This window comes from Chloroflexota bacterium (assembly GCA_034717495.1).
Taxonomy (GTDB): Bacteria; Chloroflexota; Anaerolineae; order JAAEKA01; family JAAEKA01; genus JAYELL01.
This window is the reverse complement of the sequence record JAYELL010000040.1, coordinates 32,818-55,961: the sequence shown is the minus strand read 5'-3', so window position 1 is coordinate 55,961 and position 23,144 is coordinate 32,818. Positions and strand designations below refer to the sequence as shown.

At 57.1% G+C, this 23,144-nt stretch carries 23 protein-coding genes, 1 other RNA gene, 1 pseudogene and 1 riboswitch; of the genes and pseudogenes, 17 read left to right on the top strand and 8 right to left on the bottom strand.

Going from position 1 to position 23,144, the window contains the following annotated elements:
• Positions 1 to 409: 409 nt before the first annotated feature.
• The 7 genes from trmFO to U9R25_08460 all read right to left on the bottom strand — a co-directional run bounded on the left by trmFO (position 410) and on the right by U9R25_08460 (position 10,110).
• Positions 410 to 1,777: a methylenetetrahydrofolate--tRNA-(uracil(54)-C(5))-methyltransferase (FADH(2)-oxidizing) TrmFO gene (trmFO, locus tag U9R25_08490; protein ID MEA3335932.1), complete on the bottom strand. Its 1,368-nt coding sequence runs from the start codon at positions 1,775 to 1,777 to the stop codon at positions 410 to 412.
• A gap of 79 nt (positions 1,778 to 1,856) precedes the next feature.
• Positions 1,857 to 2,507 (bottom strand): L-threonylcarbamoyladenylate synthase, encoded by a 651-nt coding sequence (locus U9R25_08485; GenBank protein ID MEA3335931.1) that lies wholly within the window; start codon positions 2,505 to 2,507, stop codon positions 1,857 to 1,859.
• A gap of 78 nt (positions 2,508 to 2,585) precedes the next feature.
• On the bottom strand, positions 2,586 to 3,590 hold the full coding sequence (prmC, locus tag U9R25_08480) for a peptide chain release factor N(5)-glutamine methyltransferase (protein ID MEA3335930.1): 1,005 nt from the start codon (positions 3,588 to 3,590) through the stop codon (positions 2,586 to 2,588).
• A gap of 20 nt (positions 3,591 to 3,610) precedes the next feature.
• Entirely contained in the window at positions 3,611 to 4,699 is a 1,089-nt protein-coding gene (gene prfA / locus U9R25_08475) for a peptide chain release factor 1 (GenBank protein ID MEA3335929.1), read from the bottom strand.
• Positions 4,700 to 5,001: 302 nt separating this feature from the next.
• On the bottom strand, positions 5,002 to 5,964 hold the full coding sequence (locus tag U9R25_08470) for a hypothetical protein (protein ID MEA3335928.1): 963 nt from the start codon (positions 5,962 to 5,964) through the stop codon (positions 5,002 to 5,004).
• 1 nt (position 5,965) lies between these two features.
• A complete protein-coding gene (locus tag U9R25_08465) occupies positions 5,966 to 6,736 on the bottom strand; it encodes a ScpA family protein (GenBank protein MEA3335927.1) in 771 nt (256 codons plus the stop codon).
• A 26-nt stretch (positions 6,737 to 6,762) separates the two neighbouring features.
• Positions 6,763 to 10,110, bottom strand: a complete 3,348-nt coding sequence (locus U9R25_08460) for a peptidoglycan recognition family protein (protein MEA3335926.1) — start codon at positions 10,108 to 10,110, stop codon at positions 6,763 to 6,765.
• A gap of 167 nt (positions 10,111 to 10,277) precedes the next feature.
• Between U9R25_08460 and U9R25_08455 the strand changes: the two genes are divergently transcribed.
• From U9R25_08455 to U9R25_08395, 13 genes are all read left to right on the top strand, one after another.
• Positions 10,278 to 10,406 (top strand): hypothetical protein, encoded by a 129-nt coding sequence (locus U9R25_08455; protein MEA3335925.1) that lies wholly within the window; start codon positions 10,278 to 10,280, stop codon positions 10,404 to 10,406.
• Positions 10,407 to 10,495: 89 nt separating this feature from the next.
• Positions 10,496 to 10,738, top strand: coding sequence for a DNA-binding protein (locus U9R25_08450; GenBank protein ID MEA3335924.1), 243 nt, complete (start codon positions 10,496 to 10,498; stop codon positions 10,736 to 10,738).
• 12 nt (positions 10,739 to 10,750) lie between these two features.
• Complete coding sequence (locus tag U9R25_08445) at positions 10,751 to 10,915, top strand: hypothetical protein (GenBank protein MEA3335923.1); 165 nt, start codon at positions 10,751 to 10,753, stop codon at positions 10,913 to 10,915.
• Between the two features lie 15 nt (positions 10,916 to 10,930).
• On the top strand, positions 10,931 to 11,236 hold the full coding sequence (locus tag U9R25_08440; protein ID MEA3335922.1) for an antibiotic biosynthesis monooxygenase: 306 nt from the start codon (positions 10,931 to 10,933) through the stop codon (positions 11,234 to 11,236).
• A 196-nt stretch (positions 11,237 to 11,432) separates the two neighbouring features.
• Positions 11,433 to 11,628: non-coding RNA, 6S RNA (ssrS, locus tag U9R25_08435), on the top strand.
• Between the two features lie 64 nt (positions 11,629 to 11,692).
• On the top strand, positions 11,693 to 12,538 hold the full coding sequence (locus tag U9R25_08430; GenBank protein MEA3335921.1) for an MBL fold metallo-hydrolase: 846 nt from the start codon (positions 11,693 to 11,695) through the stop codon (positions 12,536 to 12,538).
• A 10-nt stretch (positions 12,539 to 12,548) separates the two neighbouring features.
• A complete protein-coding gene (locus tag U9R25_08425; protein MEA3335920.1) occupies positions 12,549 to 13,214 on the top strand; it encodes a ribonuclease HI family protein in 666 nt (221 codons plus the stop codon).
• A gap of 109 nt (positions 13,215 to 13,323) precedes the next feature.
• Positions 13,324 to 13,506, top strand: a riboswitch (FMN riboswitch).
• 227 nt (positions 13,507 to 13,733) lie between these two features.
• Positions 13,734 to 14,564 carry an ABC transporter permease gene (locus U9R25_08420; GenBank protein MEA3335919.1) on the top strand — a complete coding sequence of 277 codons (831 nt, stop codon included), beginning with the start codon at positions 13,734 to 13,736 and terminating at the stop codon, positions 14,562 to 14,564.
• 59 nt (positions 14,565 to 14,623) lie between these two features.
• Complete coding sequence (locus U9R25_08415) at positions 14,624 to 15,667, top strand: ABC transporter substrate-binding protein (GenBank protein ID MEA3335918.1); 1,044 nt, start codon at positions 14,624 to 14,626, stop codon at positions 15,665 to 15,667.
• A gap of 82 nt (positions 15,668 to 15,749) precedes the next feature.
• Positions 15,750 to 16,523, top strand: a complete 774-nt coding sequence (locus tag U9R25_08410) for an ABC transporter ATP-binding protein (protein ID MEA3335917.1) — start codon at positions 15,750 to 15,752, stop codon at positions 16,521 to 16,523.
• 160 nt (positions 16,524 to 16,683) lie between these two features.
• A complete protein-coding gene (locus U9R25_08405) occupies positions 16,684 to 17,679 on the top strand; it encodes an MBL fold metallo-hydrolase (GenBank protein MEA3335916.1) in 996 nt (331 codons plus the stop codon).
• 136 nt (positions 17,680 to 17,815) lie between these two features.
• Positions 17,816 to 18,829, top strand: a complete 1,014-nt coding sequence (locus tag U9R25_08400; protein ID MEA3335915.1) for an asparaginase — start codon at positions 17,816 to 17,818, stop codon at positions 18,827 to 18,829.
• Positions 18,826 to 20,745 (top strand): DUF2079 domain-containing protein, encoded by a 1,920-nt coding sequence (locus U9R25_08395; protein ID MEA3335914.1) that lies wholly within the window; start codon positions 18,826 to 18,828, stop codon positions 20,743 to 20,745. Before U9R25_08400 ends, U9R25_08395 begins: the two co-directional genes overlap by 4 nt.
• 42 nt (positions 20,746 to 20,787) lie before the next feature.
• Here the strand turns inward: U9R25_08395 and U9R25_08390 are convergent, their stop codons facing one another.
• On the bottom strand, positions 20,788 to 21,162 hold the full coding sequence (locus U9R25_08390) for a hypothetical protein (GenBank protein MEA3335913.1): 375 nt from the start codon (positions 21,160 to 21,162) through the stop codon (positions 20,788 to 20,790).
• A 175-nt stretch (positions 21,163 to 21,337) separates the two neighbouring features.
• Here U9R25_08390 and U9R25_08385 point away from each other — a divergent pair, with 175 nt between their 5' ends.
• From U9R25_08385 to U9R25_08370, 4 genes and pseudogenes are all read left to right on the top strand, one after another.
• Positions 21,338 to 21,598: a hypothetical protein gene (locus U9R25_08385; protein MEA3335912.1), complete on the top strand. Its 261-nt coding sequence runs from the start codon at positions 21,338 to 21,340 to the stop codon at positions 21,596 to 21,598.
• 150 nt (positions 21,599 to 21,748) lie between these two features.
• Positions 21,749 to 21,979, top strand: a complete 231-nt coding sequence (locus U9R25_08380; GenBank protein MEA3335911.1) for an addiction module antitoxin — start codon at positions 21,749 to 21,751, stop codon at positions 21,977 to 21,979.
• Complete coding sequence (locus tag U9R25_08375) at positions 21,966 to 22,307, top strand: type II toxin-antitoxin system PemK/MazF family toxin (protein MEA3335910.1); 342 nt, start codon at positions 21,966 to 21,968, stop codon at positions 22,305 to 22,307. The genes U9R25_08380 and U9R25_08375 overlap by 14 nt, the downstream gene beginning before the upstream one ends.
• 79 nt (positions 22,308 to 22,386) lie before the next feature.
• Positions 22,387 to 22,863 (top strand): annotated as a pseudogene (locus U9R25_08370) (integrase core domain-containing protein).
• Positions 22,864 to 23,144: the final 281 nt, after the last annotated feature.

Below are 23,144 nucleotides of genomic sequence, written 5' to 3'. Positions count from 1 at the left end.
TCAACGCCCCACTGCCCAGAAGTTCTGTTGTAGCCAACCAGCGCCTCGAGAAAATCCCGGAGTCCCTCAACCCGGCCCTGCCATATAAACGTTTGGCAGCCCCAGGTTTCCCTCGGTAAACGGGTGGAAAAGACGCCGCCACCGGCCAAGAAACTGTTTGAAAAGTCTTGTCTATGGAACTTGTTGGGTCTTCAAAGTGTGCTTCGCTGCATCAGGCGGGTTTCCAGGCCTGAATTGCAGCTTTCGACCAGCCTGGGGAAACCTTTAACCCCTTTTCAAACAGCTACTAACTATGATGACGGTTGTCCATCTTATTGGTTCCGGCTTCGCAGCAAGAAATAAGATTGGAGCAGCGAGAAAGTCGGAAGGAGGAGAATACTGGAAGGAAGGAGGAGAGGAAATTGACTGACTAGCGCCCAGAGACCTCAGATACCGCCACAGGCAAGATCTCACGGGCAACGATGAATGCTCGCAGCGATGCCTGCGCCCGGTCTGCGTAAGCCTGATAGCGCGCCCCCTTGTTTCTGACTCTTTTCGCCAGGGGCGGCAGCAGACCAAAGTTGGCCTTCATCGGTTGAAAGCTGTTCGGCTCGGCCTGGGTCACATAGTGAAACAATGCGCCCATCATGGTATCCTCTGGCACGATCAATGGCCAACTGTGTCGGGCAATGCGGGCCATGTTAATGCCAGCCAGCAGACCGCCGGCCGCCGAGCCCACGTAGCCTTCTGATCCCACGATCTGCCCTGCAAAAAGCAGATCGGTGCGATTCTTGAATTGCAGCGTGGGCAGCAAAAGAGTCGGGGAGTTCAGGAATGTGTTGCGGTGCATTTGGCCAAGTCGCACAAACTGGGCATTTTCAAGGCCTGGAATCAAGCGCAGGATTCGGCGCTGCTCCGGCCACTTGATGTTGGTCTGAAACCCTACCATATTGTACAGGGTCCCAGCCAGGTTATCCTGGCGCAGCTGCACAACGGCATGTGGACGCCGATTAGTGCGCGGATCGCGCAGCCCTACCGGCCGCATCGGACCAAATGCCAGGGCATCCACGCCCCGCTCCGCCAACACCTCGATCGGCAAACATCCCTCGAAGAAACGCTGCGCCTCCCCATCCTCTTCTTCGAAGGCGCGTAGTTCAATGCGCCCGGCAGACCTGATCGCCTCGACGAATGTCTCATACTCGTCCTTGTCCAAGGGACAATTGATGTAGTCCCCTTGCCCACTTCCGCTGTCCCGGTCGTAGCGACTCTGCCGCCAGGCTGGCGGGGACGCGATACTCTCATAGGATACGATGGGCGCCAGGGCGTCGTAAAAAAAGAGGTGTTGTTGCCCGGTGATTCGTCCGATGGATTCTGCCAGAGACCCGGAAGTCAGAGGGCCTGTGGCAACGACCGCCAATCCGTCCGGAATCTCCGTTACTTCCTCCCGCTGGACTGTGATGTTGGGGTGCGAAGTCACCAGCGCCGTCACCGACCTGGAAAAGATCTCCCTGTCCACCGCCAGCGCGCCACCGGCCGGCAAGGCATGCCTGTCCGCGCAGGCGATAACCATCGAGCCCAGTTGCCGCATCTCTTCCTTCAAAAGCCCCAAGGCGCGGTCGATGCGCGTCGAGCCAAAACTGTTGCTACAAACGAGTTCCGCGAACCCATCGGAAACGTGGGCCTCAGTCTGCCGCACGGGCCGCATCTCGTACAAATCAACTGTCAGTCCCCGCTGGGCTATCTGCCAGGCTGCTTCCGAGCCAGCCAAGCCAGCGCCGATTACCGTCACGTCAGCCATCAATGCACCCTAAATCGGTGAGAAAACTCTCGCTTTCCCTGAGAAACCCGTCTTAAACCACTACGCGAAAGAGGAAAATCTAACCCAACGTCTCTTTCAGTTGACTCAATTCAATTGGCCCCGGACGCAGCACTCGCCATCTGCTGCCTGTCAGGTCCACAACCGTCGATGGGACTCCCGCCGGACTGCTTCCGCCATCCAGCAGAAACTTGATCCGCCCTCCCAATTGCTCAAGAACCTGCGACGCTGAGACGGGGCTGGGTTGTCCGGAAATGTTGGCACTCGTTGCCGCCAGCGGTTTACCCAGCAGATCGATAAGGTCGAGAACGACCCGGTGATCTGGCACCCGGACCGCTACCCCTTCCCCGCCCGCTGTCACGATGTCGGAAACCGCCGGTCCCCTTGGCACGATGAGAGTCAATGGCCCGGGCCAGAAACGTTTGATCAGTCTGATCGTGCCAACCGGCAGCCGGTCCGCGATGGACTCCAGCATTTCCTGGCCGTTGATCAAAACTGGAATGGCCTTGTCAACCGATCTTTCTTTTACCCGGAAAAGAGCTGCAACAGCGGTGGCATTCCAGGCAACTGCCCCAACGCCATAAACCGTGTCGGTGGGAAAGGCCACCAGCTCTCCCAGCTGCAGAGCTGCCGCCGCCCGTTCGATCGCCTGTGGGCCATCTGCTGGCAAAATCGTCGTTAATCTGGCGGGCATATCTGCTTGAGAGCTCACTACTCGCTATCCACTTTTCCCGCGACACAGCGCCCTGATGGGCGCTGCAGATTCCTCGATGTTCGCCCGAAATCCGGTTCAGCTCTGAACTCGAACGATACGATCCCGGTAGCCATAATCACTCAACACCTCGACGAATGCTTCGGGAAACTGCTCCCGTGCAATAGCTGCCACTTGAGTTCCTTGCTGGGCACCGATCTCCAGCAACACGGCACCCTGAGGCCGTAAGCAAGCTCGGGACTGGACCAAAAGACGGCGGATGAGACTCAGGCCATCGGCGCCGCCAGTAAGGGCCAGGGTCGGTTCGAAATCTGTGATCCCCGGCGCCAGCTCATCAAGCTCATGCAGGGCAATGTAGGGCAGATTGGCTACAACGATATCCACCGGAGCAGGCAGGGGTTCAAGCAGATCCCCCTTGAAAAACGTTACCAGATTTTCGGCCTGGCAGCGACGAGCGTTCTCCCTCGCCACGGCCAAAGCATCGTCGGAGATATCGACAGCGTAGACATCGGTCATCGAGGCGTTCAGGGCTATCGCCAGGCCGACCGCACCACTGCCCGTGCCGATATCGGCAACGGTTATCCGCTCGACAGATGAGCCGGGTCCATGGCCGTTGCCGCCCGCCTCTTCCTGCCTGAGGCGCAACAGCTGCGAAGCCAGGTCCAGGGCTAAGTCCACCAACAACTCAGTTTCGGGTCGCGGAATCAGCACACGGTGATCGACAAACAACTCCAGGTTGTAAAAGGCCTTTCTTTCGATCAGGTAGGCCACGGGCTCATGTCTGAAGCGCCGCTCCACCAGCTCTTCAAATCTCTGCCGTTCAGCGTCGCTGAGTTGGCGATCCGGATCGGTGAAAAGCCTGGTCCGGTCCCAACCCATCACCTCAGCCAGCAACACCTCGCTGTCCAATCGCGGCGTATCCAGCCCGGCACTTTTCAGGCGACGCGTTGCTGCCACCAGTGCCAAACCGACGGTTACCTCGGCATCCAATTGCCAGTTGAAATAAGATACAGGGACGGCGCGCCCACCATCGGAATCATGGCCGTTGCCGCCCAGGGCGTCTCCCAGAGTTGTACTCCACACAGGTTATCGCTCCCTTGCGATTATTGGTTTACCGCCTCTTCGTTGAGGCGAGCCATTCGATCGGATTGTTCCTTGGCGATCAGGGCCTCAATCAGCTCATCCAGGTCACCCTCCAAAACCGAATCCAGCCGATGCAGCGTGATGCCAACGCGGTGGTCGGTGACCCTGTTTTGCGGAAAGTTGTAGGTTCGGACCTTTTCGCTCCGTTCGCCAGAGCCCACCTGACTCCGTCTGGTCGCACTCTGTTCTTCCCTTTGACGCTCCATCTCATTGGCATAGAGTCGGGCACGCAGGATCTGCAGGGCGCGCGCCCGGTTCTGGAGCTGCGACTTCTCGTCCTGGCAGGAAATCACAAGACCGGTGGGGCTATGGGTGATTCGCACCGCCGAGTCGGTGGTGTTGACGCTCTGACCACCTGGCCCACCCGCACGAAAGACATCGATACGGATATCCTGGGGTTTGATCTCAACTTCCACGTTGCTCATCTCGGGCAATACGGCAATAGTCGCCGTCGACGTATGAATTCGGCCCTGTGACTCGGTAACCGGGACTCGTTGAACCCGGTGGACGCCACTTTCATGTTTTAACCGCGAGTAGGCGCCCTGTCCCTTAACCGAAAATATCACCTCTTTGAAACCACCGATTCCGGTCTCGTTGTGGCTGAGCATCTCCACCTTGTGGCGATGAGCCTCAGCCCAACGAGAGTACATGCGAAACAGATCGGCTGCAAACAAACCGGCCTCATTGCCACCGGTGCCCGCACGAATCTCGACGATCACATCCTTCGAATCGTTAGGATCCGATGGCAGCAGCATGACCTTCAGCGTCTCTTTCAGCTGCCCGATCTCAGGCAGAAGCCGTTCGATTTCCTCTCTCGCCAATTCGACGAGCTCAGGATCCTGGCCATCCTCATCCAACAACTCTTGAGCGTCGGCCAGTTCTTGTTCGAGTGCCTGGTATCTTCGAAATGTTTCCACCAGGCCCTGAAGCTCAGCCCGCTCCTTGGCCAGTTCGACCATCTTTTCATAATCCGCGGCAATCTCCGGTTCCGCCATCAGCCGCAGTATTTCTTCATATCTTTTTTCGGCGCTTTTCAGGCTTTCATTCATCTAAGGGGTCCTCCAGCTTGCACTGGCACTCAAATGCACAGTATTCGACAGTGACGTTCTTCTCTATGGTCACTTCGACCGGAGCTACCAGAAAGCCAGATTGTGGCACGTTCTGTTTTTTTTAGTCTTCATATCTATAGATGGCGAGCAAGTGGAATCTCTTACGCCCCGCCCATGTTTGCATCGGTAAGTCAGATCAGACGAAATTCAGCGGCTGCCAAGCGAAGCAACCGCTGTCGTAATTATACCATAGTTTACCCCAGCCAGATAATCTGACTTTCCTGCCGTAGCATAACGCGGCCCTACGGCGGAGCCTCCGTGGGCGGTGCCGACGCAGGCCTCTGCAGGAGCGAAGCCATCCGGGTTCTAATCAGTACGGTCAACTGGGCATTGCCGTCGTCGACAAGTTCATTGGCGATCTGATAGGCCTGAAGCGCCTCGAAATCCATGCTGGCCAACTCGTAGGCGATACCCATTATCATAAATGCTTCCGCAGATTCAGGATCGAGTTCCACGGCTGCCTGGGCATCCTCAAGCGCCTTGTCGGCCTGGCCAACCTTGCCAAAGGCGCTGGCTCGCTGCACGTAAAAGGCTGCCTCATCCCCGTCCAACAGATCAAGGGCAACCCGCCACGATTCGTCTGCGTCAGCCTGTTCACCCAACGACTCCTGGATCGCGCCAAACATCAGGCGTAGATCGATATCCGTCGGGTCAACTGCTACCGCTTCGGCAAAAGCCTGCCGGGCGGCTTCGAGATCCCCATCGAACATGGCCAATTCTGCTTGCGATCGCAGTTCATACACCTGCTTGACGATCGGATCCACAGGGAAGAGCTTCTCAAACAGAAAGATTCCGCCGCCGATCACAGCGGCGACAGCTGCCAGGATGGCAAGGCTCCGAATCAGGCGGCTTCGACGCGACGCGGCCACATACTCGTCAATCCACCACCAGCTGCGATCTTGTCCCGGCTTGACCGCCGCACGGACCTCGGCCAGCGATGGTTCGTCAGGCCAGGCCCGCAGCAGTATAGAGCCCCGCGTTTGCACCTTTGATTGCAGGCCCTGCCAGCGAGTCTTCTCCGCTCTTAAATCTACGCCAATGGCCTCCAACTCAGACCAGCTATCAGCAATCTGGTCCATCCATTGGAACAGCTCAGGCACGCCGCCGCCATCCATCGGACTAACTACGCGGTGTTCGCACCGGTCGAGAAGATCACGCAGTTGGTCTGCGGGTGTAGATGTGCCAGAATCGACAGTTCTTGCCATGTCAGTCCTCTCCTGCCGCCTGGGGAGCGTTGATCAAAACGATCTCGCCAAAAAGCTGGGACTGGCGAGCTTGAATGCGGCCCTGTTTGATCATCTCTAAAACGGCCCAGAGGCTCACGACAATGTCGATCCGCGCTGCCCCTCGGCCAACAACCTGCATAAATGGCACCGGTTGTCCCTGGCGCACCAGGGCCTCGATCAACTCGATTTTTTCGCGCACAGTGACCTTACGGCGCGACACGATGGGATCGACTGCCAGCAGATCTGGTTCCTGCGACATTAAGTCCTGCAAGGCTGCCAGGAGCTGGTCAACCGAAAGACCCTCGGGATCGAGACGGGTTTCCATGGGCGGCGGTGGCGCCACCCGAACGTAGCTGTGGCGCTCCTCCTTCTCCAGACCCTGAAGGAACTCAGAGAGCTCCTTGAATCGTTTGTAGGCCCGCAGCCGCCGCGCCAGGGCCTCGCCCGGATCCTCCTCTAACTCCTCGTCGTCCATCTCCGGCTTGGGAAGAAGCCATCTGGACTTGATCAGCAAGAGCCTGGCAGCGACAACCAGGAAATCGGCGATAATGTCCGCCCGTACTTCCTGGAGCTCCCGCAAGTAGGCTGCAAACTGATCGGCAACCAGGGCCAGAGAAATGGCGGTGATATCGAGCTCGTTCTTTTCAATGAGATGCAGAAGCAGATCCAGCGGTCCCTCGAATAGAGGCAACCTGACCATGTAGGCCCGCTGGAAAGGGGTTGCTTCAGCAACTGACGGTTCGGTAGACAACAGAGATATCCTCGCAATAAAAGAACCTACGCAGGCTCGCCAAAAAAACGCTCTCCCCTGGCAGCAAGGTCATCCAGAATTCGTTTGGTATCGGCAAAATCCCTGCCCTCCAGCCGTTCTACCCGGCTGCCTGCTTTTCTCAAGATCACTTCCGTTTCGTAGGGAACACCCGCAACACCACCAACAATGGTGACAACCTCAGCATTGGCGGCGTCGTCCACCGAGAATCCGGCCGAGGGACGGAAACGCCCGATATATTTTTGGGCGGCGTTCCAATCCTGTCTGGCCCAATCATCCTGCTTCTGCCAGAACAACAGGTAGTGATAGATACCCTTGCTCCGCGCGATTCCCTGAAGGGACCGTACCTGCTGCAGAAGCAGTGCCTTCCATTGTTTGTTCTTGAGCCAGGTCACGCCCGGACAGCTGGTATCGTTTCGCGGGAACTCCTTGTGCCCCATGATGTGTTCTTCCGACACGTTCAGCTCCTGCATCAACCAGGCCACAAGTTGAGCCGCACTATCCAACTGAGTTTCCAGAGGAATGGCGTACGTAAAGTCGCCCGCCACGCAAACCCCCACAGTGTAATGATTGTTGTGAGCGACATGATAGGACTCGGTTTGCTGCCGATTTACCTGGTAAATGGTGCCGTCGGGTTTGATGTAATAATGATAGCCGATTCCGGGCCAGCCGCGGGAATCGACATGATAGTCCGCCACGCTTTCAAGAGGGATAGTGCCCGAAACAGCGCTGTGGTGAATACAGATATGGGTGATTTCCTCCACAGATCGAGTCCTGTAGGACTTGGCAGGATGTTTTTTCAGGTCGTCGACCACGTCGTGGATATTCGGCTTCTCGATGGCACTGGGTGCCGCACCACCCAATTGCCCTAACAGATCGGCAATGCGCCGGTCGCGGGCGGCCAATTGCTCTTCCATGCGCCCAAGGTGGATCTGGGTGTCGGCAAGCTCATCCTCCCGAGCACGTAGCTTTGTCTCCAACTCCAGGATGCGCTCCTCCTGTTGGGCGCTGTCTCCCTCCTGATCGGGATCGCGGTCCGGCTCTTCGGGCGTCGCCTGAACCCGGACTGACCGAATGCCTTCGATCAGATCATCTTTGTAGCGCTGGCCATGGAGCCACTGCCAACCGGGCGAACCATGGTTGACAAACTCCGTCACTCCCTTGACATCGTCCATATCCAGGCCCAGTTCCTGCAGAATCCAGGCACAGAGCCTGGCCGTCGCCTCGATCTGGCTGGCCGGCGGCGCCGCGTCGTCGAATTTTCCGGCGATTGCGACGTTGAGTCCCTGACCCAGGTAGCCGGCGTTGCTCACTGTATCGGTCCATGCATTGGACTGCAAAATCCCGCCCTCGCCGTCGATGATGTAATGATAGGCAATGCCAGGATACCCCCGCTCCTGGTGGTAGGATGCAAGGCGCTCCACAGAAAGTGAAGCGGGACCGCCAGTATGGTTGATCACTACATGGCGAATCTGTTGCCTCTCCCTCTGTGCATATCCGGAAGGATCGCGCGGCAGCTGATCAGCGATATTTGTCACCTGTGGGCGTGGAACAGGAGAGATCGCAGCAGCGGCCGCGGCCACCTTCCCGGCACTTGCGATTAACTCCTTTACCTGGTGCTTGAGCTGCTCAATCTCCTGAGTGAGCTGAGCGATCCTGGATTGGGCCTCCAACGCCTCCTGGCCAGCCAGGCGAAAGCGAACCTGGCCGGGAGGGGTCTCTTCCATGGATACCCGCTGGAAATACTGGGTATTGAAACCAGTTACCGGGTCCACATATTGCTCGGTAATCGGCAGGCCAACGATGTCCAGTCCTGCCGCCCGATATCGTTCCAGAAAGGGTCCCCGGATCCACTTCTCGGTGATCTCAATATAGAGGCCTTGCTCCGAGGGATCCGGCTCGACAGTGACCCGATGAACATATTCCGGATTACCCTGATCGCGAAACCAACTGACGCCCTCTTCGACCAGATCCCATCGCAATTCGAATTGACCGGTTCTGTTGGGCACCGCCAACGGCACATCATCGATGGTAACCGATTGGCCCGGTTTGACATCTCGAGGCAGTGGTGTGCGGCTTTCCCTGGCATCATCTACCGGCACCGGCTCACCTTCGAGGGTCGTCCAACGGAAACCGATGCGCACCGGCTTCGAGCCGCGGCGACGCCACGTTTTGCTGCCCCCGTTGCGAATCTTCAGAGATACCGCCAATAACTCTCCCGGCCTGGCACGCTTGATGTCCCCTCCCTCCTGGAACACTGCCATGTAGGCCGGCCGGTACTGCTGCCATCGATGACGCCAGCGCATGGCCCTGCGGAAATCATCGATAACACCTTTTTTGGCCTCGATATACCATTTGTCCTTGCGCCTCCAACGAAACAGCACCAGGGCCCTTACCTGCTGATGCCCCTCGTCCTTGTTCCATCGATTTATCTCGCCGTAAGCCTTACGCACCCAGCCGGAGTTTTCATTTTGCCAGGCCTGATCCTGGTCAGTCTCCGTAATGTAGGCTGGCAGATGACGCATATTGAGTGGGACCGCCGCAAGAAAATCCTGGTAGACCCGGAAGTGATAGTGGCGGTCGGCGAAGGGAGCCTCCATTTTGGTATCGCTGCTAACCAGATCGGGATCCGCGCCGTGGGTATAGGCGTGCAGAGCGAAGCCATCACAACCATCGGGTCCCAGCCTGCTGAGAATCGCTTCGAAGTAGCGGACCCAATCACCGATTTGGTTTTCATCGCTCCTGGTTTGGTTGTTCCACGGCGCCACTGCGCCCACCAGAACCTGATCACTCTCGTGCCCTGGTTTGCTGCCGATTGCCTTGCGACAGAGTCGATAACAGCGGGTGTAAAGGGCCGGTGTAATCGACTCCCGTTCTTCAACAGAACGATTACCAGCCTGGTCGGAGCCCAGCGCGCTGAATCGTTGCGGCTGCTCCCTGATGGTTGGCGTTGGCTGATCCGAGGCATCATCAGCCGCCCGAACCTGGACCGGCTCAACATTGCGGGCCTCCAACTTCGGCTGTTCGGCCGGGAAGTTCATCTCGTTGCCAATGATCCAGATGTGGCAACTCTGGCTGTTGGCCACATAGTTGGCGCAGCGTTGGGCAAAGTCCTCGTAGTGCTGGCTGAGAGGGATGGTGCCATCCGGATCGTGGCCATGGTTGAGCCGTACGATGATCCCCAACCCCTGTTCAGACCAATAGGAATAGTCGAAGCCAGTCTCATCATCCGGATCTCGACCGATGGTTTCGGAGAATACGATCCAGCCGGGACGCTTTGCATCCAGCATAAGCTCCTCACCGCCGGGATCGTGTAATCCAAAAATGTATTCGGTATCGTTCAGGGGACGTGTCATGTTGGACCTCCGCGAAATAGCCTGTCACCCGGTTGACCGATTTTGTCGATTATACACGAAAACCATGCGAGCGTCCATCAGGTTGGATTTCAGGCATGTTTCCACTCCGGCACCCAGGCTTGTGGGCCTGCGACGGCGTTTCCTGCGGTTGATGCCTGGCGCAAAACATGCCCAACCGCCCGCTCGATGAGAGCGACCCAAACCTGGGCTTCAGTCGCGGGCTGGTGCGCGAAAAACCGGCGGCAGCTTACGTTGTCAAAGTACGACGCTACGCCGCCGCCGAGCGCCTGATGTAACCGTTAGCCGCCTTCTTGAAAAATGCTTGACAAAGCGCAGCAGTTCCTCCATAATGATGTCGAAACGAAACCACTATGGAGGTTGTGATATGCCTACACTGACCGTACAGCATATTCATGAGGAGCTTTACACTCAATTAAAGCGATACGCGGCAATGAATCGCCGAAGTCTCTATAGCGAAATTCTTGTATGCATTGAGAAAGCGATTCGTAGCAACAGAATTCCTCCGGAAACCTCTTTGATAAGAGCACGTCACCTACGGGAGAAAACGGCGGAATATCCTATCAGCGACGATGATTTCAATCAGGCAAAGATGATGGGGCGGCCATGATGGACGCTTCGTATGGGATGCACAGAAAGCACCGTGGAGAGCAATGCCCGGTACTGGACCGCCGGAGAACTTCAGCAAATGATCGAGGCGAGCCAGTTCAATGTGCTTTCCGTGAACCATGATCCACCCATTGTTATCGTGACAGAGAGACCAATTGAGGTTCACAAAGCTGCCTGACAGTAAGGAGACAAAATGATTGTACGTATGTGGCATGGGCGCGTGCCAACGGAAAAGGCACAGGCATATCGAGCGTTTCTGAACGAACGGGCTATTCTCGATTATCACTCGGTTGTGGGCAATATCAGCGTCCACATTCTGGAGCGCAAAGAAGGTGAAGTCACCCATTTCATTACTATGACGTTTTGGCAGAATCTGGATGTGATCAAGGGTTTCGCCGGAGAGGATGCAGAGTTGGCAAAATACTACCCTGAAGACCAAGACTTTTTGCTCGAATTTGAGCCTGGGGTCGTACATTACGAGGTCGTAGGACAATCGTAGAATGTCTGTGCCCCTCCCGATGGCAGCCTGACAACACCCGGCGCCGACCCGGGGAATCGGCGCGTTCGCAGAGCTCCCGGATGCGAGATTGAGTTGCTACCGGCTGTTTGCGGCACTCTCTTCTACACGCGATTGCCCTGCCGGATGTTTGCATTTGACTTGCAGAAATCCACCAGCTATGCTACACTAATGTCATCGTACCCTGCCGTGTACGTGATGTCGTTCTAACGTTTTGAGCCAACACCTAGAAGAAGGGTTTCGAGATTTCGACGGAAAACACGATAGCCCCCGGAGGCTTGCCTTCGGGACTGGCAAGGTGAACGCCGCCGATAAGTTTCCCACCTGCGAAAGCAGGTTCAAAACTCGGAGACACACGGCATGGCGGGGAACATAGAATGCTCAGGCCGGCGGCCGTATGGCCGGCGGTTTTTTCTTGACGAAAGGATATGAGGTCGTATGCTGCGAGAGCGGGTTGCCCTCGACATTTACGTATTTCGCAGTGAAATATACCTGCAGGTGATGGCAGGTGTGATCGTAACCGACGAAGGTGCGGTGATTATTGACACGTTGCCCTTTCCTTCGGAGACCCAACGAATGCGGGAATTTGCCCTTCGCCGTTGTCCCCAGGGCATTCGTTACCTCATCCTCACCCACGCCCATGCTGATCACATCATGGGAAGCTACCTCTTCCCCGAAGCCGAGTTAATCGGCCATCGCCGCTGCCGCGATTATCTGCTGCGATCTGGTGAGGACAACCTGGCACTTGCCCAGAGCCAGTCCCCCCAGCTGTCGGCCGTGCAACTGCGCATGCCAAGAATTGTCTTTGACAACTCCCTGGTGCTTCGCATCGGGGGAAAAACAATCACTTTGCACCACTCGCCTGGCCACAGTCCCGATGTGATCACGGTACGAATCAAGGAGGATAAGGTACTCTTTGCCAGTGACACGATCCTGCCAGTACCCTACATCGATTTTCAGGTAGGCGGCAACATGGCAGATCTTCGCAAGTCACTGAACGCGATCGAAGTTCAGGGACTGGATAACGTGGTCCAGGGGCACGGCGATGTGCTGCTGCGTGGCGAGATCAGGGGAACCATTCAATCAAGTCTTGATTATCTGGATTGCATCGAGAAGGCGGTCGATGAACATATTGCGATCGACGCGCCGGCCCAGAGCCTGCTGGAAATGAGTATTGAGGAATGTGGAAAGTCGCGCATTCCGCTTGATGGCATGGTTCAGCGTCTCCACCAGGCAAATCTCTATTACCTGTATCAGAAGAAACAGGGCAAGCAACCGTCCTGAAGGGTACACCATGACTGCACTGGATGATCTTTTAGCAGCCATCGCAAAGCTTGAACCTAAACAACGGGAACGCCTGTTGCGTCGTGCTCAACAGATGGATCTGCTTCCCGAAGAGAGCTTTGCCGGCCTTGAAGAAGAAGATCTTTTAAGCCTCGACGCAGTTCCCCGCAGTGTGATCCCCGGTGCTGAAACCGCCGGCGAACCAACCCCGGCCTTGATCGAAGAAGAGGTCTCTGCGCTGGAACAGGAGGCGCCGGTCACGGATCCCCCACCAGGCGTCCACATGGAACTGGTTTTCGATGGTGGCAGCAAGGGCAATCCGGGACAGGGCTACGGAAGCTACCTCATCAGTTGGGATGGCGAGGTCGACCCTGTAGTTCGCCTCGACTTCGGACCCGACATGACCAACAACGAAGCTGAATACGACACGCTGACCGCCGCCCTGGAAGCCGTTCTCGCTGAATTAGAAGACATGGGAATCGATCCCGCGGCTACTGAGCTACAGATCCTGGGCGACAGCTTGCTGGTCATCAATCAGGTCACGGGAAAATGGCGCGTCAAGGAGCCTCGGCTGAAGCCCCGCTGCGCCGGCATCCAGGAACTCCTGGAGCGGTTTGGAGAGAGCGTCCTGGTCCATCAACCACGGGAAAAAAGCGTGGCTCTGCTGGGCCACTGATCGAATCTTCCACACTTCGTCAGGCAGTGTGCATTCCCCGGATTAAGGAATCCAGGTTCCTTGACCCACCGAATTGCCCATGTTATAATGCTCACAATTAGATAGCAGGTTGAGCCTTCGGGGCAGGGTGAGAGAGATCAGCGAAAGTACCCGGGATCTTTCAATTCCCGACCGGCGGTGTGGGACGGTCTGTGACACCGTTTCGAGCCCGTGACCCGCATTCTGCGGTGGATCTGGTACGATCCTATCAAAGCCAGAGCCGACGGTAAAGTCCGGATGGGAGAAGGCAGGGCGTTTTTGCCTGGACTCCGCGGAGTTCCCGGTGGAATCTGCTCGATACGCATCTGAGTTGCGTCGTAAGATCCCCCAAAGGTCATTCCACGACCGCGGGGGCTTCTGCGTTCGGGAATGACCTTTGATCGACCCACAGTGACACAGATGTCCCCCTTCCGCGCGCGCCTTGCCCCCTACGGCACTGGTCGGGCATCGATTCGACTGTGCCGCCTATCGAGGCAGGTTATGATGTGGACTTCTGATCAAACGATCTCCAACACCACCGACGAAGGTGCAGTAGTCGCCCGGACATGGCATGAGCGCTTACACGCGGAACTGCTTCTGGCCCCGGTGGCAGCGGTAATCGTGCTGGTACTCTGGGATCAACTGGTCAAGTGGGGTGATTATCCTACCTTCATCCTGCCAGCACCGTCGGTCGTTGGCAAAAAGATGTTTGCCGTGATTGGCGACGGCTCGCTGTGGTACCACATGCAGATCACGGTCCTGGAGATCTTCGCCGGTTTGCTTCTTGGTTTGAGCGCTGCTACAGTACTGGGATACTTTCTCGCCAAGTCTCGCAGGCTGGAACGGCTGCTCTCGCCCTACCTGGTCGCCTCACAGGCAATACCGATTATCGCGCTGGCCCCCCTGTTGGTGATCTGGATCAGATCACCTGGTCTCAGCAAAGTGTTGATCTGCGCATTGACCATCTTCTTCCCGACCTTGATAAACACCATCGTCGGCATACGATCGGTGGAGCCAGATCTGATGGCACTTATGCAGTCGTTGCGGGCTTCGCGCTGGCAGACCTTCACCAAGTTGGAGATCCCTGCCGCGCTGCCGGTACTCTTCGGCGGGCTGAAGATTGGAGTAACCCTGGCGGTGATTGGTGCCGTCGTGGCCGAGTTCGTGGGCGCCGATCGCGGACTCGGGTTCCTGATCAATCTTTCCCGCGGCATTCTTGATACGCCACTGCTCTTTGTCGCCCTGGGCACATTGGTTGTCATCGCGGTGACGTTGTACGGCGTTGTGAACTGGCTGGAACACAGGCTGCTGGCATGGCAGCGGATTCAATAATCCTGGGACAGTACACCAGTAGTCCCGCCACATAGCAACAAAGAAAGCGAGGCACCATCTTGAACAATAAACTCAGCACGCTGCTCACGAGCCTTTTCCTGTTTATCTTACTTGTCGCCGGCTGCACCCTTCCAGCCGAACCGCTGACGATAGCCGGTGAACAGGTCGCGGAACAGCCCTCCGGGACCGAACCGGTCGAGCTGGTCATGGGCCTCGGCTACATCCCCAGTGTTCAATTTGCACCTTTCTACGTGGCCCAGGAAATGGGCCTGTTTGAGGAGCAGGGCCTGGAAGTGACCTTCCAACATGGCTCCGAGACCGATTTCCTCAAGCTGGTCGCCACCGATGTTATGCCCTTTGTTGTTGCCAGCGGTGAACAGGTCATTCTGGCCAGGGCTCAGGAACTTCCTGTGACCTATGCGATGGCCTGGTACCGCGAATTTCCGGTCGGGATCTTCGCCCTCGAAGACAAGAATATCACCGGACCGGCAGACCTGGCTGGTCGCCGGGTTGGCATCTCTGGCATGTTTGGCGCAAGCCTGGTGGCCTGGAAGGCCATGGTCTATGCCACAGGAATACCGGAGGAAGAGGTGACCCTGGAGACCATCGGTTTCAGCCAGGCTGCAGCCGTCAGCCAGGGACGGGTCGATGCTGCCATCGATTACATCGCCAATGGGCCGGTGCAACTCAAGATGAACGGCGAACCGGTCAGCGTCATCGCCGTCTCCGAGTATATCGATTTGCCATCCAACGGATTGGTGGTCAGCGATCGTCTGATTGCCAGGCAGCCTGAGGTGGTTCAAAAGACGGTCACCGCCCTGCTCAAGGCGATTCGTTATACCCTCGACAACCCGGATGAAGCCTTTGAAATGAGCCTGAGAGCCGTGCCCGAAGCAGGCGGCGACGCCAGGGCGATCAACCGGGCCGTGTTCGATGCCACCCTGGAGATGTGGCAAGCTTCAGCCGAGGATTTAGGGCAAAGCGATCCCCAATCATGGCAGGAAGCCGCCGAATTCATGCTGGAGGTGGGACTGATCGACCGGGCGGTTGTGCCGGAAGACCTGTTCACCAATCAGTTCGTGGACTCGGCCACGATGGATTAACCTGATTATCGGATCCCAGCGACCACAGACCATGCTTTTTTTCTCTGTCCCGATGCCTACGGCCAGTTCAGGAGCGCGCCCTGTGTCCCCCGCCCCTTTGCTGCAAGCCGAAGAGGTGGCGTTGACCTACCCGCCGGCGAATGGCGGTCGCCCGACCGCTGCTCTGGCAAAAACAAACATGAGCGTCCTGGACGGCGAATTCGTCTGCGTGGTGGGGCCGTCGGGCTGCGGAAAAACAACCTTGCTGCGCATTCTTGGTGGTCTTCTTACTCCCTCGCAGGGTCACGTCTTCTTGAAAAATCAGGAACTGACAGAACCGCGCTCCGAGGTAGGCTACGTCTTCCAACATGCCAACCTGATGCCGTGGCGCACAGTGCTGCGCAACGTTGCCCTGCCTCTGGAGCTTCAGCACATGCCTGCCGCTGAGATGGAACAACGCTCGCTGGAAGTACTTCATCTGGTAGGGTTGGATGGCTTTGAACACGCCTATCCACGCCAGCTTTCGGGCGGCATGGCGCAACGGACAGCGCTGGCGCGAACCTTGGTCCACGAACCGGAAGTACTGCTTCTGGACGAACCCTTTGGCGCGTTGGATGCCATCACCCGAGAACGGATGAACATGGAGTTGCTGCGCATCCGGCAAACTTATGACTACACGGCCGTGATGGTAACCCACAGCATTCCTGAAGCCGTCTTTCTGGCCGATCGGGTATTGGTGATGAGCCAACGGCCGGGCCGGATCGTTCTTGAGATTCCTATCGATCTGCCACGGCCACGAAATGTCGACATCATGGGCAGCCCCCGGTTTGCCCGTATCACCCAGCAGCTTCGAGAGGCCATCGGGGAACAGATTTAGGCCTCCGATCATCCAGATTCCCGGGAGAGACGTTCCGCCGAAGCCAGTAGCCGCCGAATTCGTGAATCTGCTGGCAAAAGGAATGGGGATATGCTATAATTTGGCGTCCCACCGAACAAAACGGTCGGATCGGAGATCAACTGGAAGTAAGAAGGCAAACATGGAAGAGATCGCTCGTGGTATTCACATCCATCAGGGATTCAGAGGGTCGAACGTTGGCCTGGTCGAGACCCGTGACGGAAACATCATCATCGACACGCCCATGCTGCCCTCCGACAACGCGAAGTGGCTGGCGTACATCCGCCGCGTCACGAGGAAAAAGCCCAATCTTTACATTGTCAACACCGATCACCACCGTGGTCATGTGTTGGGGAACCAGTTCTACAATGCCCCGGTCATCGCGCATGAGCTGGCCTGGAAAAACATGCGCGGATACGGCGCCAATTTCTGCCAGCGGGTCATCGATTCATTCAAACGGGAACCGAAGATCCAGGCGGAGTTCACCAATCTCACCATCGTTCGGCCGACGATCACCTTCGATAACCGCCTTGATATCGAGCATGGAGGTCCAACTGTGCGCCTCATCCATGTGGGTGGTCACACCGAGGCAACGATCTTGACATGGCTGCCAGAATCGAAAATCCTGTTTGCCGGCGACACTGTCTGGTTCGATCAACATCCCTACATGGCCCAATCTAACAGCAAACAGTGGCTGGACGCGCTCAGCTATATTCGCCGATTGAAACCTGCTATCATCGTACCCGGGCACGGCCCCCTGACGACCGCTGATTCAACCACACCTCTCTCTGAGTACATTCGTCTCGTCAGACGCCAGGTACGAACCCTCTTCAACAAGGGATACACCAAACAGGAAACGGCCAGCGCACTGGTCAAAGGCCTGGTTCCCTATTTCCCGATTCCTCAGGAACGCCAGAGCAAGATCGAGGCTCAAATCAAGCAGGGAATCAATCGGGTCTACAACGAAAACAAGAAAGCCGCCTTGGCAGCAGCCGAGGCGGCAGCCAAACTGCTACCGGCAGAACCGCCCGAACCGGCGGAATCACCGGAGGCCAAGGGTGAACCGGGCGAATCGGGCAAGGCGCCGATCGATAGCGAAGATGCTAAGGCCGGGGAAGCAACGACCGACACCCCCTGAACCATTTTGGCCGGACTGCCCTTCCAGTCCCACATCAGTCAGTTCTGATCCTGCTCCCATGACAACAGGCCACCCCTCTCTCGCCACTGACGGCGCAGACCCTTCGCCCAACACGATGGATATGACACCTTTGGCAATGGTTACACGCGGCGAGATAGTTGAAAGCAGCCATCTCGGGGCATTGGCTGTAGTCGACAATCGGGGAGCCCTGCTGGCGGCCGCGGGCAATCCCAAATACGTTACCTATCTCCGCTCCTCCGCAAAACCGTTTCAGGCCCTTCCCACAGTTGCAAGCGGCGCACTGGACCACTATGACCTTGACCAGGAAGCCCTGGCCATCATGTGCGCCTCCCACCATGGCACTGAAACCCATGTTGCAGCCGTTCAGGACATTCTGGATGCCATAGGGCTCAATCAATCATTCCTGCGCTGCGGCACCCATTGGCCTATCGATCAGGAGGCTCACCGCAGGTTGGCGGCGGCAGGGCAAGAGGCCGATGCGCGCCACAATAACTGTTCAGGCAAACACGCTGGCATGTTGACCCTGGCTCGCTTCTGGGCGAGCCAGGACCTGGATTACACCGGGCTCGATCATCCTGTGCAGCGAGCGATATTGGCCCGTTTTTCGGAGATGGCCTCCTATCCGATGGCTGCCATCATTACTGCCAGCGATGGCTGCTCCCTCCCCACCTTCGCTGTGCCACTGGCTAATGCCGCTCTGGCCTTCGCCCGTCTGAGTGCCCCCGATGCACCTCCTGAGTGCCGGCGCGTCGTGAGCGCAATGCAAGCCTATCCCCATCTCGTCTCCAATCACGGTGCGCTGGATGACCAGTTGATGCAAGCAGGCAAAGGTGCCATTGTTTGCAAGGGGGGCGCCGAGGGATATCAGGGCATTGCCATCAAAGCAGGTAATGATCGTTCGCTCGGCATCGCCCTGAAGGTCGCCGACGGCAATCCCCGCGCCCTGGGAGCTGTTATCGTCTCCCTGCTGGAGAGCCTCGATCTCGTGGACGCCGGGACAATGCAACGCCTGCAGCCCCTTCGTAACCCCCCGGTCAAAAACCATCGCGGTACCACCGTCGGGGAGATCCGCGCCGCAATGTCGGTGGACCGTTTCGACCCACCGCTGCCCCAGGAGGCCTGGTTGTGAACCCAGCGGACCGCCTACCCTGGCAACGGATGCTCCTGGCAGCAGCTGTTTTTGCCCTGGTGGTCCTTTCCTGGTTCACCCTGACACCCCAGCGATGGCTGGGCACCCTGGTTCCTGCCGGCACACCCGCAACCGAATTCAACCTGAGCCTGCTGTCGGAAGTGCGCATCAGCCTGGCATTTCTGGCAGCCGCCCTCATAGCCCTTCTGCTGCTCCGGCAGCCGTTGAGCCGCGTTGCGGGATGGTTGGCCGGTTATCTTGTCAGGCTGGATGACTGGCTGGCACAGGGCAAACGAACGCTGATAATCATCGTGGCTATGGTGATTGGTTCCACGTTGATCCTCGCCGCATTCAGCATCGCCCGGCACCAGGCATTCAACTCCAAGGCATACGACCTGGGGCTGCACAGCCAGGTCTTCTGGAACACCAGCCAGGGACGCCCCTTTGCCTCATCGGTCGAAGTGGAGAATTACCTGGGCGACCATGTCTCGCCAATCATCCTGATCCTGGCGCCCATCTACTGGCTCTGGCCCGATCCCAGGGCCCTGCTGATCCTTCAGGCAGCGGCCCTGGCATTGGCAGCCATTCCTCTGGTAGCCCTGGCCCGCCAGATCCTGACACCCCTCTGGCCCCGGGGATCCCGGGTAAGTTCCCTGGTCCTGGCAGCGCTCTTTTTGACCTATCCCGCTTTGGGTTTCGTCAATCGCTTTGAATTCCACGAGGAAGTACTGGTGGTGCCCTTGCTTCTGCTGGCCTTTTGGGCGCTTGAGGCCGAGAGGCCAGGAATTCTTTGCGTTTCCCTGTTCCTTTCCCTGCTCTGCAAGGAGGATATCGGCCTCACCGTGGCCGCATTCGGGCTTTTCGTCTGGTGGCGCAAACGCCCGTATCGTTCCCTGGGAATAGGCTGGACGATCGCGGGTCTGCTTTGGTCGCTGTTGGCTCTGTTTTTCGTCATCCCTCTCTTCCGCAGCGCCCCATCCGACACCCTGGCTCGCTACGCCTGGTTGGGTGCCAGCCCGGCGGACATCGTGTCAGGATTGATTCGAAACCCTGAACTCCTGCTGAGCCACACTGTCAGCGATCCGCGACGCCTCTGGATGCTTTTCAAGTTCCTGTTGCCCGTCGGATTTCTCTCCCTGCTCAGTCCCGCCATTCTTGTGGCCTTGCCATCGCTGGCGATCAATTGGCTGGCAGGCAATTTATACCAGTCGTCCATCTATTTCCACTATGCCGCCCCGTTGATTGCCATCGTCTTTGCTGCGGCCGTCTACGGTATGGCTGCAACACGCAGGTTTCTGCGATTCGAGGCAGCGGAGCAGGCCCCCGCTTCACCTGGTTTCGCAGATCGCATTCCGCAAGTCGCTTCTTCTCCCCGTTACTCCTGGCTGGTCCTGGTCCTGTCGTGGATGATCGCCTGCGCCCTGTTGGCAGGCCTTTTCGACCAGTTCTGGCAGGCTGATGCAGGCCCGTCCGACTGGGAAAACTATAGCCTGCAAGGGCAGATCGAAGGAGAACACTTCTGGCAGGCCGAGAAGCTTCTTCCGGTTGACGGTTCGGTCGCGACGACTGAGGCCTACGCGCCCCATCTTGCCAACCGGCAGGACCTCTATTTGCTGCACGACCCGCGGATACTCAGGATTGCCGACCGTGTCGACTGGGTCTTGGTCGATCTGAACGATCACCGTTACGGGGTGCAGCCGCGGCTGTACTATGGGCTAATGCGTTGGATTACAGAGGAACGTGACCTGGACGTCTGTTATTTCGATGGTGATGTCGTGCTGCTCGGTCCAGGATGCAACAATCCGGGTGCCTTGACGCGCTTTGAATCTCGCCTCCAGTCACTCCAGTTGGGCGCGGCCGGAGAAGAGCTCGATCCAGCTCTTGTGGAATACCTGGGGTCCCAGTTTTTCCCCTGAACACTTCGCTACTCTTCCCTTGGGCCTAGTGGCTCGGGTTGGTCATTGGATATTGGGTAAACCGGTCTCAGGTCTTGGGAGTCTGGTTGGAACGGCAAAGCTGTGTCGTAAAATGTGTGGGGTAACTCGCTTGTCGATGCCAGCGGCTTGTGCAGCGGATTTGACACTGCGAGAAACCAAATTTGGGCTGACATGAAAACGATACAGGGTCGTGTTGTCCGGTTCGCGGCGATGGCGGCTGAGTCGCTGTGAAGGGAAGGCAGTTTCTTTAACACGCAGCCCAGCCCCATACATGATAGCGGCGAGAAGATAGTCTCTGCCATGCAAGTGTGAAAGCAATGCTTTGGCTTCATTATCATCAAGGGGATGTTGTAATGTTTTGACAGATTTTTGCCGAGGTATTTCCAGATAGGGCATTTCGACACGAAGCACCGATTAATGGAGATAAATGAGCGCCCCCAGCGCCTGATTGATCGAGGAAGCGCTAAGGTTGAGGTCATTGGCGAGATGATTGAGGAAGCCTTCGAAGTCGTCACGCGGCGCTTATGACAGCTCATCCCGGTTCTGGCATTGTTGAAACTGAATGTAGCGTTTGATCCAACTGACGGCTGCCGGGCATGCCGTCGCAACCACCCACATGGCTGATCATGCAATCAATGCAGCGGCTTATGCGCTCAAAACCGTAACCTCGGCATCCGGGGAAAACGACGTTGATGCCGTTGCCAAAGAACATGACTGGCAGCGCCAACGCGTTCCCGACGACATTCGGGAATTGGTTTTGTCCGCATTCAACCAACAGTATTCGGATCTCGTGCCACAAACTGATGCATGCTGTGACGAGAAGGCGGGATAATAATCCGTTGCACCGGAGCCGCGGGCCGGTGAACGGTGGCGTTCGGCGGCCTGCTCCACAGCCAATACTTCCCTACGCCGCTTGATCTTTTCCCTGCTTGGCATTATATTATACGTGTGATGTACGTATACACTTGCAGGGAGGTGCATAATGCAAAAGAAACTGACCATTACCATTGATGAGCAGGTCTATGATGGACTGTATGCAGTCATAGGACGCCGTCGCATTAGTCGCTTCATCGAAGACTTGGTACGCCCATATGTGCTTTATCAAGAGTTAGAAGCCGCCTACAGGCAAATGGCTCAGGATGAAGAACGCGAAGCGGAAGCATTGGAATGGGCGGAAGCCACTGTTGGAGACGTGAGCGATGAAACGCGGTGAGGTATGGTGGGTGAACTTTGACCCGTCGGTTGGCGGTGAGATTAGGAAAAAGCGTCCAGCGGTCATCATCAGCAATGATGCAGCAAACAAACACCTTAACCGTGTACAGGTTGTGCCCCTGACAACTCGGGTAGGTCACGTCTATCCCAGCGAGGCAGTTGTGACGCTCAAGGATAGGCATAGCAAGGCAATGGCAGACCAGCTGACTACAGTGAGCAAACAGCGTTTAATCAACCGAGCGGGCAGGTTGACACATGCCGACATGCGAAAGGTAGAACATGTGGTGAAGATACAACTCGGTTTTCTAGATACGGTTCTGCAAACCTAATTTTGGTCAACTGACTCGTTGTTTCTTGAGACTGTGAGGCCGCATAACCAGTCGCTGAAGGGTATAAATTGGCCCCGTCTGTTTGGTCGCTCTGCACCAAGCACTGGAGCAAGGCAGGGCGGATATCCTGGATTCCGGTTAAGGCGCTCAATTCACAGCCCAGGCATTCACCGATACGGTCCAGGCCGCCGGCGTTCAGGTAAGCATGGATGGCCGAGGCCGAGCATTGGACAATATCTTCGTCGAACGCCTCTGGCGCACCGTCAAGTATGAAAACATCTATCTCATGGACTACTCCTCGGTTCCTGAGCTCGAAGTCGGTTTGCGCAACTACTTCCAGTTCTACAACGATGAGCGACTACACCACGCTACGCCAGCACGCTACGCCAGCACGGTAGCAACCGATCCGAGAGGTAGGCGTGCCGAGAGGCAGCAAGCGGTGCGTGAGCTAGGCGTGCCGGGAGGCAGCAAGCGGTGTGTGACGTCACGCCAGCACGCCGATGCAAAGCACGCCTATTGGCGAGGCGGCCCTTTCGGGCGGCGTACCGTGAGGTAGCACGCCACGCCAGCACGGTAGCAACCGATCCGAGAGGTAGGCGGACCGAGAGGTCAGCGACGCGAGAGCTAGCTAACGTCTGGACTATTGTATGTACGCCGGCTGAGGTCCACTATGCCTGATCAGCAGCACTGGGCCATTGAAATATGGACGCCCGGCGCCTCCGTGGCAGACACTCCGGGTTTTCCACATTTCAACAGACTCTACTACGACGACCAGAACGTTATGTCTATCACCTTAGATTCGTCGATCCGTGGTCTTGACAAAGGGGCCAACTATAA

What these genes read in the sequence shown, in the direction of transcription:
- U9R25_08420 (MEA3335919.1), top strand. Translation starts at nt 13,734, where the DNA reads ATGATGTGGACTTCTGATCAAACGATCTCCAACACCACCGACGAAGGT.
- U9R25_08405 (MEA3335916.1), top strand. Translation starts at nt 16,684, where the DNA reads ATGGAAGAGATCGCTCGTGGTATTCACATCCATCAGGGATTCAGAGGG.
- U9R25_08425 (MEA3335920.1), top strand. Translation starts at nt 12,549, where the DNA reads ATGACTGCACTGGATGATCTTTTAGCAGCCATCGCAAAGCTTGAACCT.
- U9R25_08445 (MEA3335923.1), top strand. Translation starts at nt 10,751, where the DNA reads ATGGGATGCACAGAAAGCACCGTGGAGAGCAATGCCCGGTACTGGACC.
- U9R25_08400 (MEA3335915.1), top strand. Translation starts at nt 17,816, where the DNA reads ATGGTTACACGCGGCGAGATAGTTGAAAGCAGCCATCTCGGGGCATTG.
- U9R25_08470 (MEA3335928.1), bottom strand. Translation starts at nt 5,964, where the DNA reads ATGGCAAGAACTGTCGATTCTGGCACATCTACACCCGCAGACCAACTG.
- U9R25_08460 (MEA3335926.1), bottom strand. Translation starts at nt 10,110, where the DNA reads ATGACACGTCCCCTGAACGATACCGAATACATTTTTGGATTACACGAT.
- U9R25_08380 (MEA3335911.1), top strand. Translation starts at nt 21,749, where the DNA reads ATGCAAAAGAAACTGACCATTACCATTGATGAGCAGGTCTATGATGGA.
- U9R25_08450 (MEA3335924.1), top strand. Translation starts at nt 10,496, where the DNA reads ATGCCTACACTGACCGTACAGCATATTCATGAGGAGCTTTACACTCAA.
- U9R25_08390 (MEA3335913.1), bottom strand. Translation starts at nt 21,162, where the DNA reads ATGCCCTATCTGGAAATACCTCGGCAAAAATCTGTCAAAACATTACAA.
- U9R25_08440 (MEA3335922.1), top strand. Translation starts at nt 10,931, where the DNA reads ATGATTGTACGTATGTGGCATGGGCGCGTGCCAACGGAAAAGGCACAG.
- U9R25_08455 (MEA3335925.1), top strand. Translation starts at nt 10,278, where the DNA reads ATGCCCAACCGCCCGCTCGATGAGAGCGACCCAAACCTGGGCTTCAGT.
- prfA (MEA3335929.1), bottom strand. Translation starts at nt 4,699, where the DNA reads ATGAATGAAAGCCTGAAAAGCGCCGAAAAAAGATATGAAGAAATACTG.
- trmFO (MEA3335932.1), bottom strand. Translation starts at nt 1,777, where the DNA reads ATGGCTGACGTGACGGTAATCGGCGCTGGCTTGGCTGGCTCGGAAGCA.
- U9R25_08375 (MEA3335910.1), top strand. Translation starts at nt 21,966, where the DNA reads ATGAAACGCGGTGAGGTATGGTGGGTGAACTTTGACCCGTCGGTTGGC.
- U9R25_08430 (MEA3335921.1), top strand. Translation starts at nt 11,693, where the DNA reads ATGCTGCGAGAGCGGGTTGCCCTCGACATTTACGTATTTCGCAGTGAA.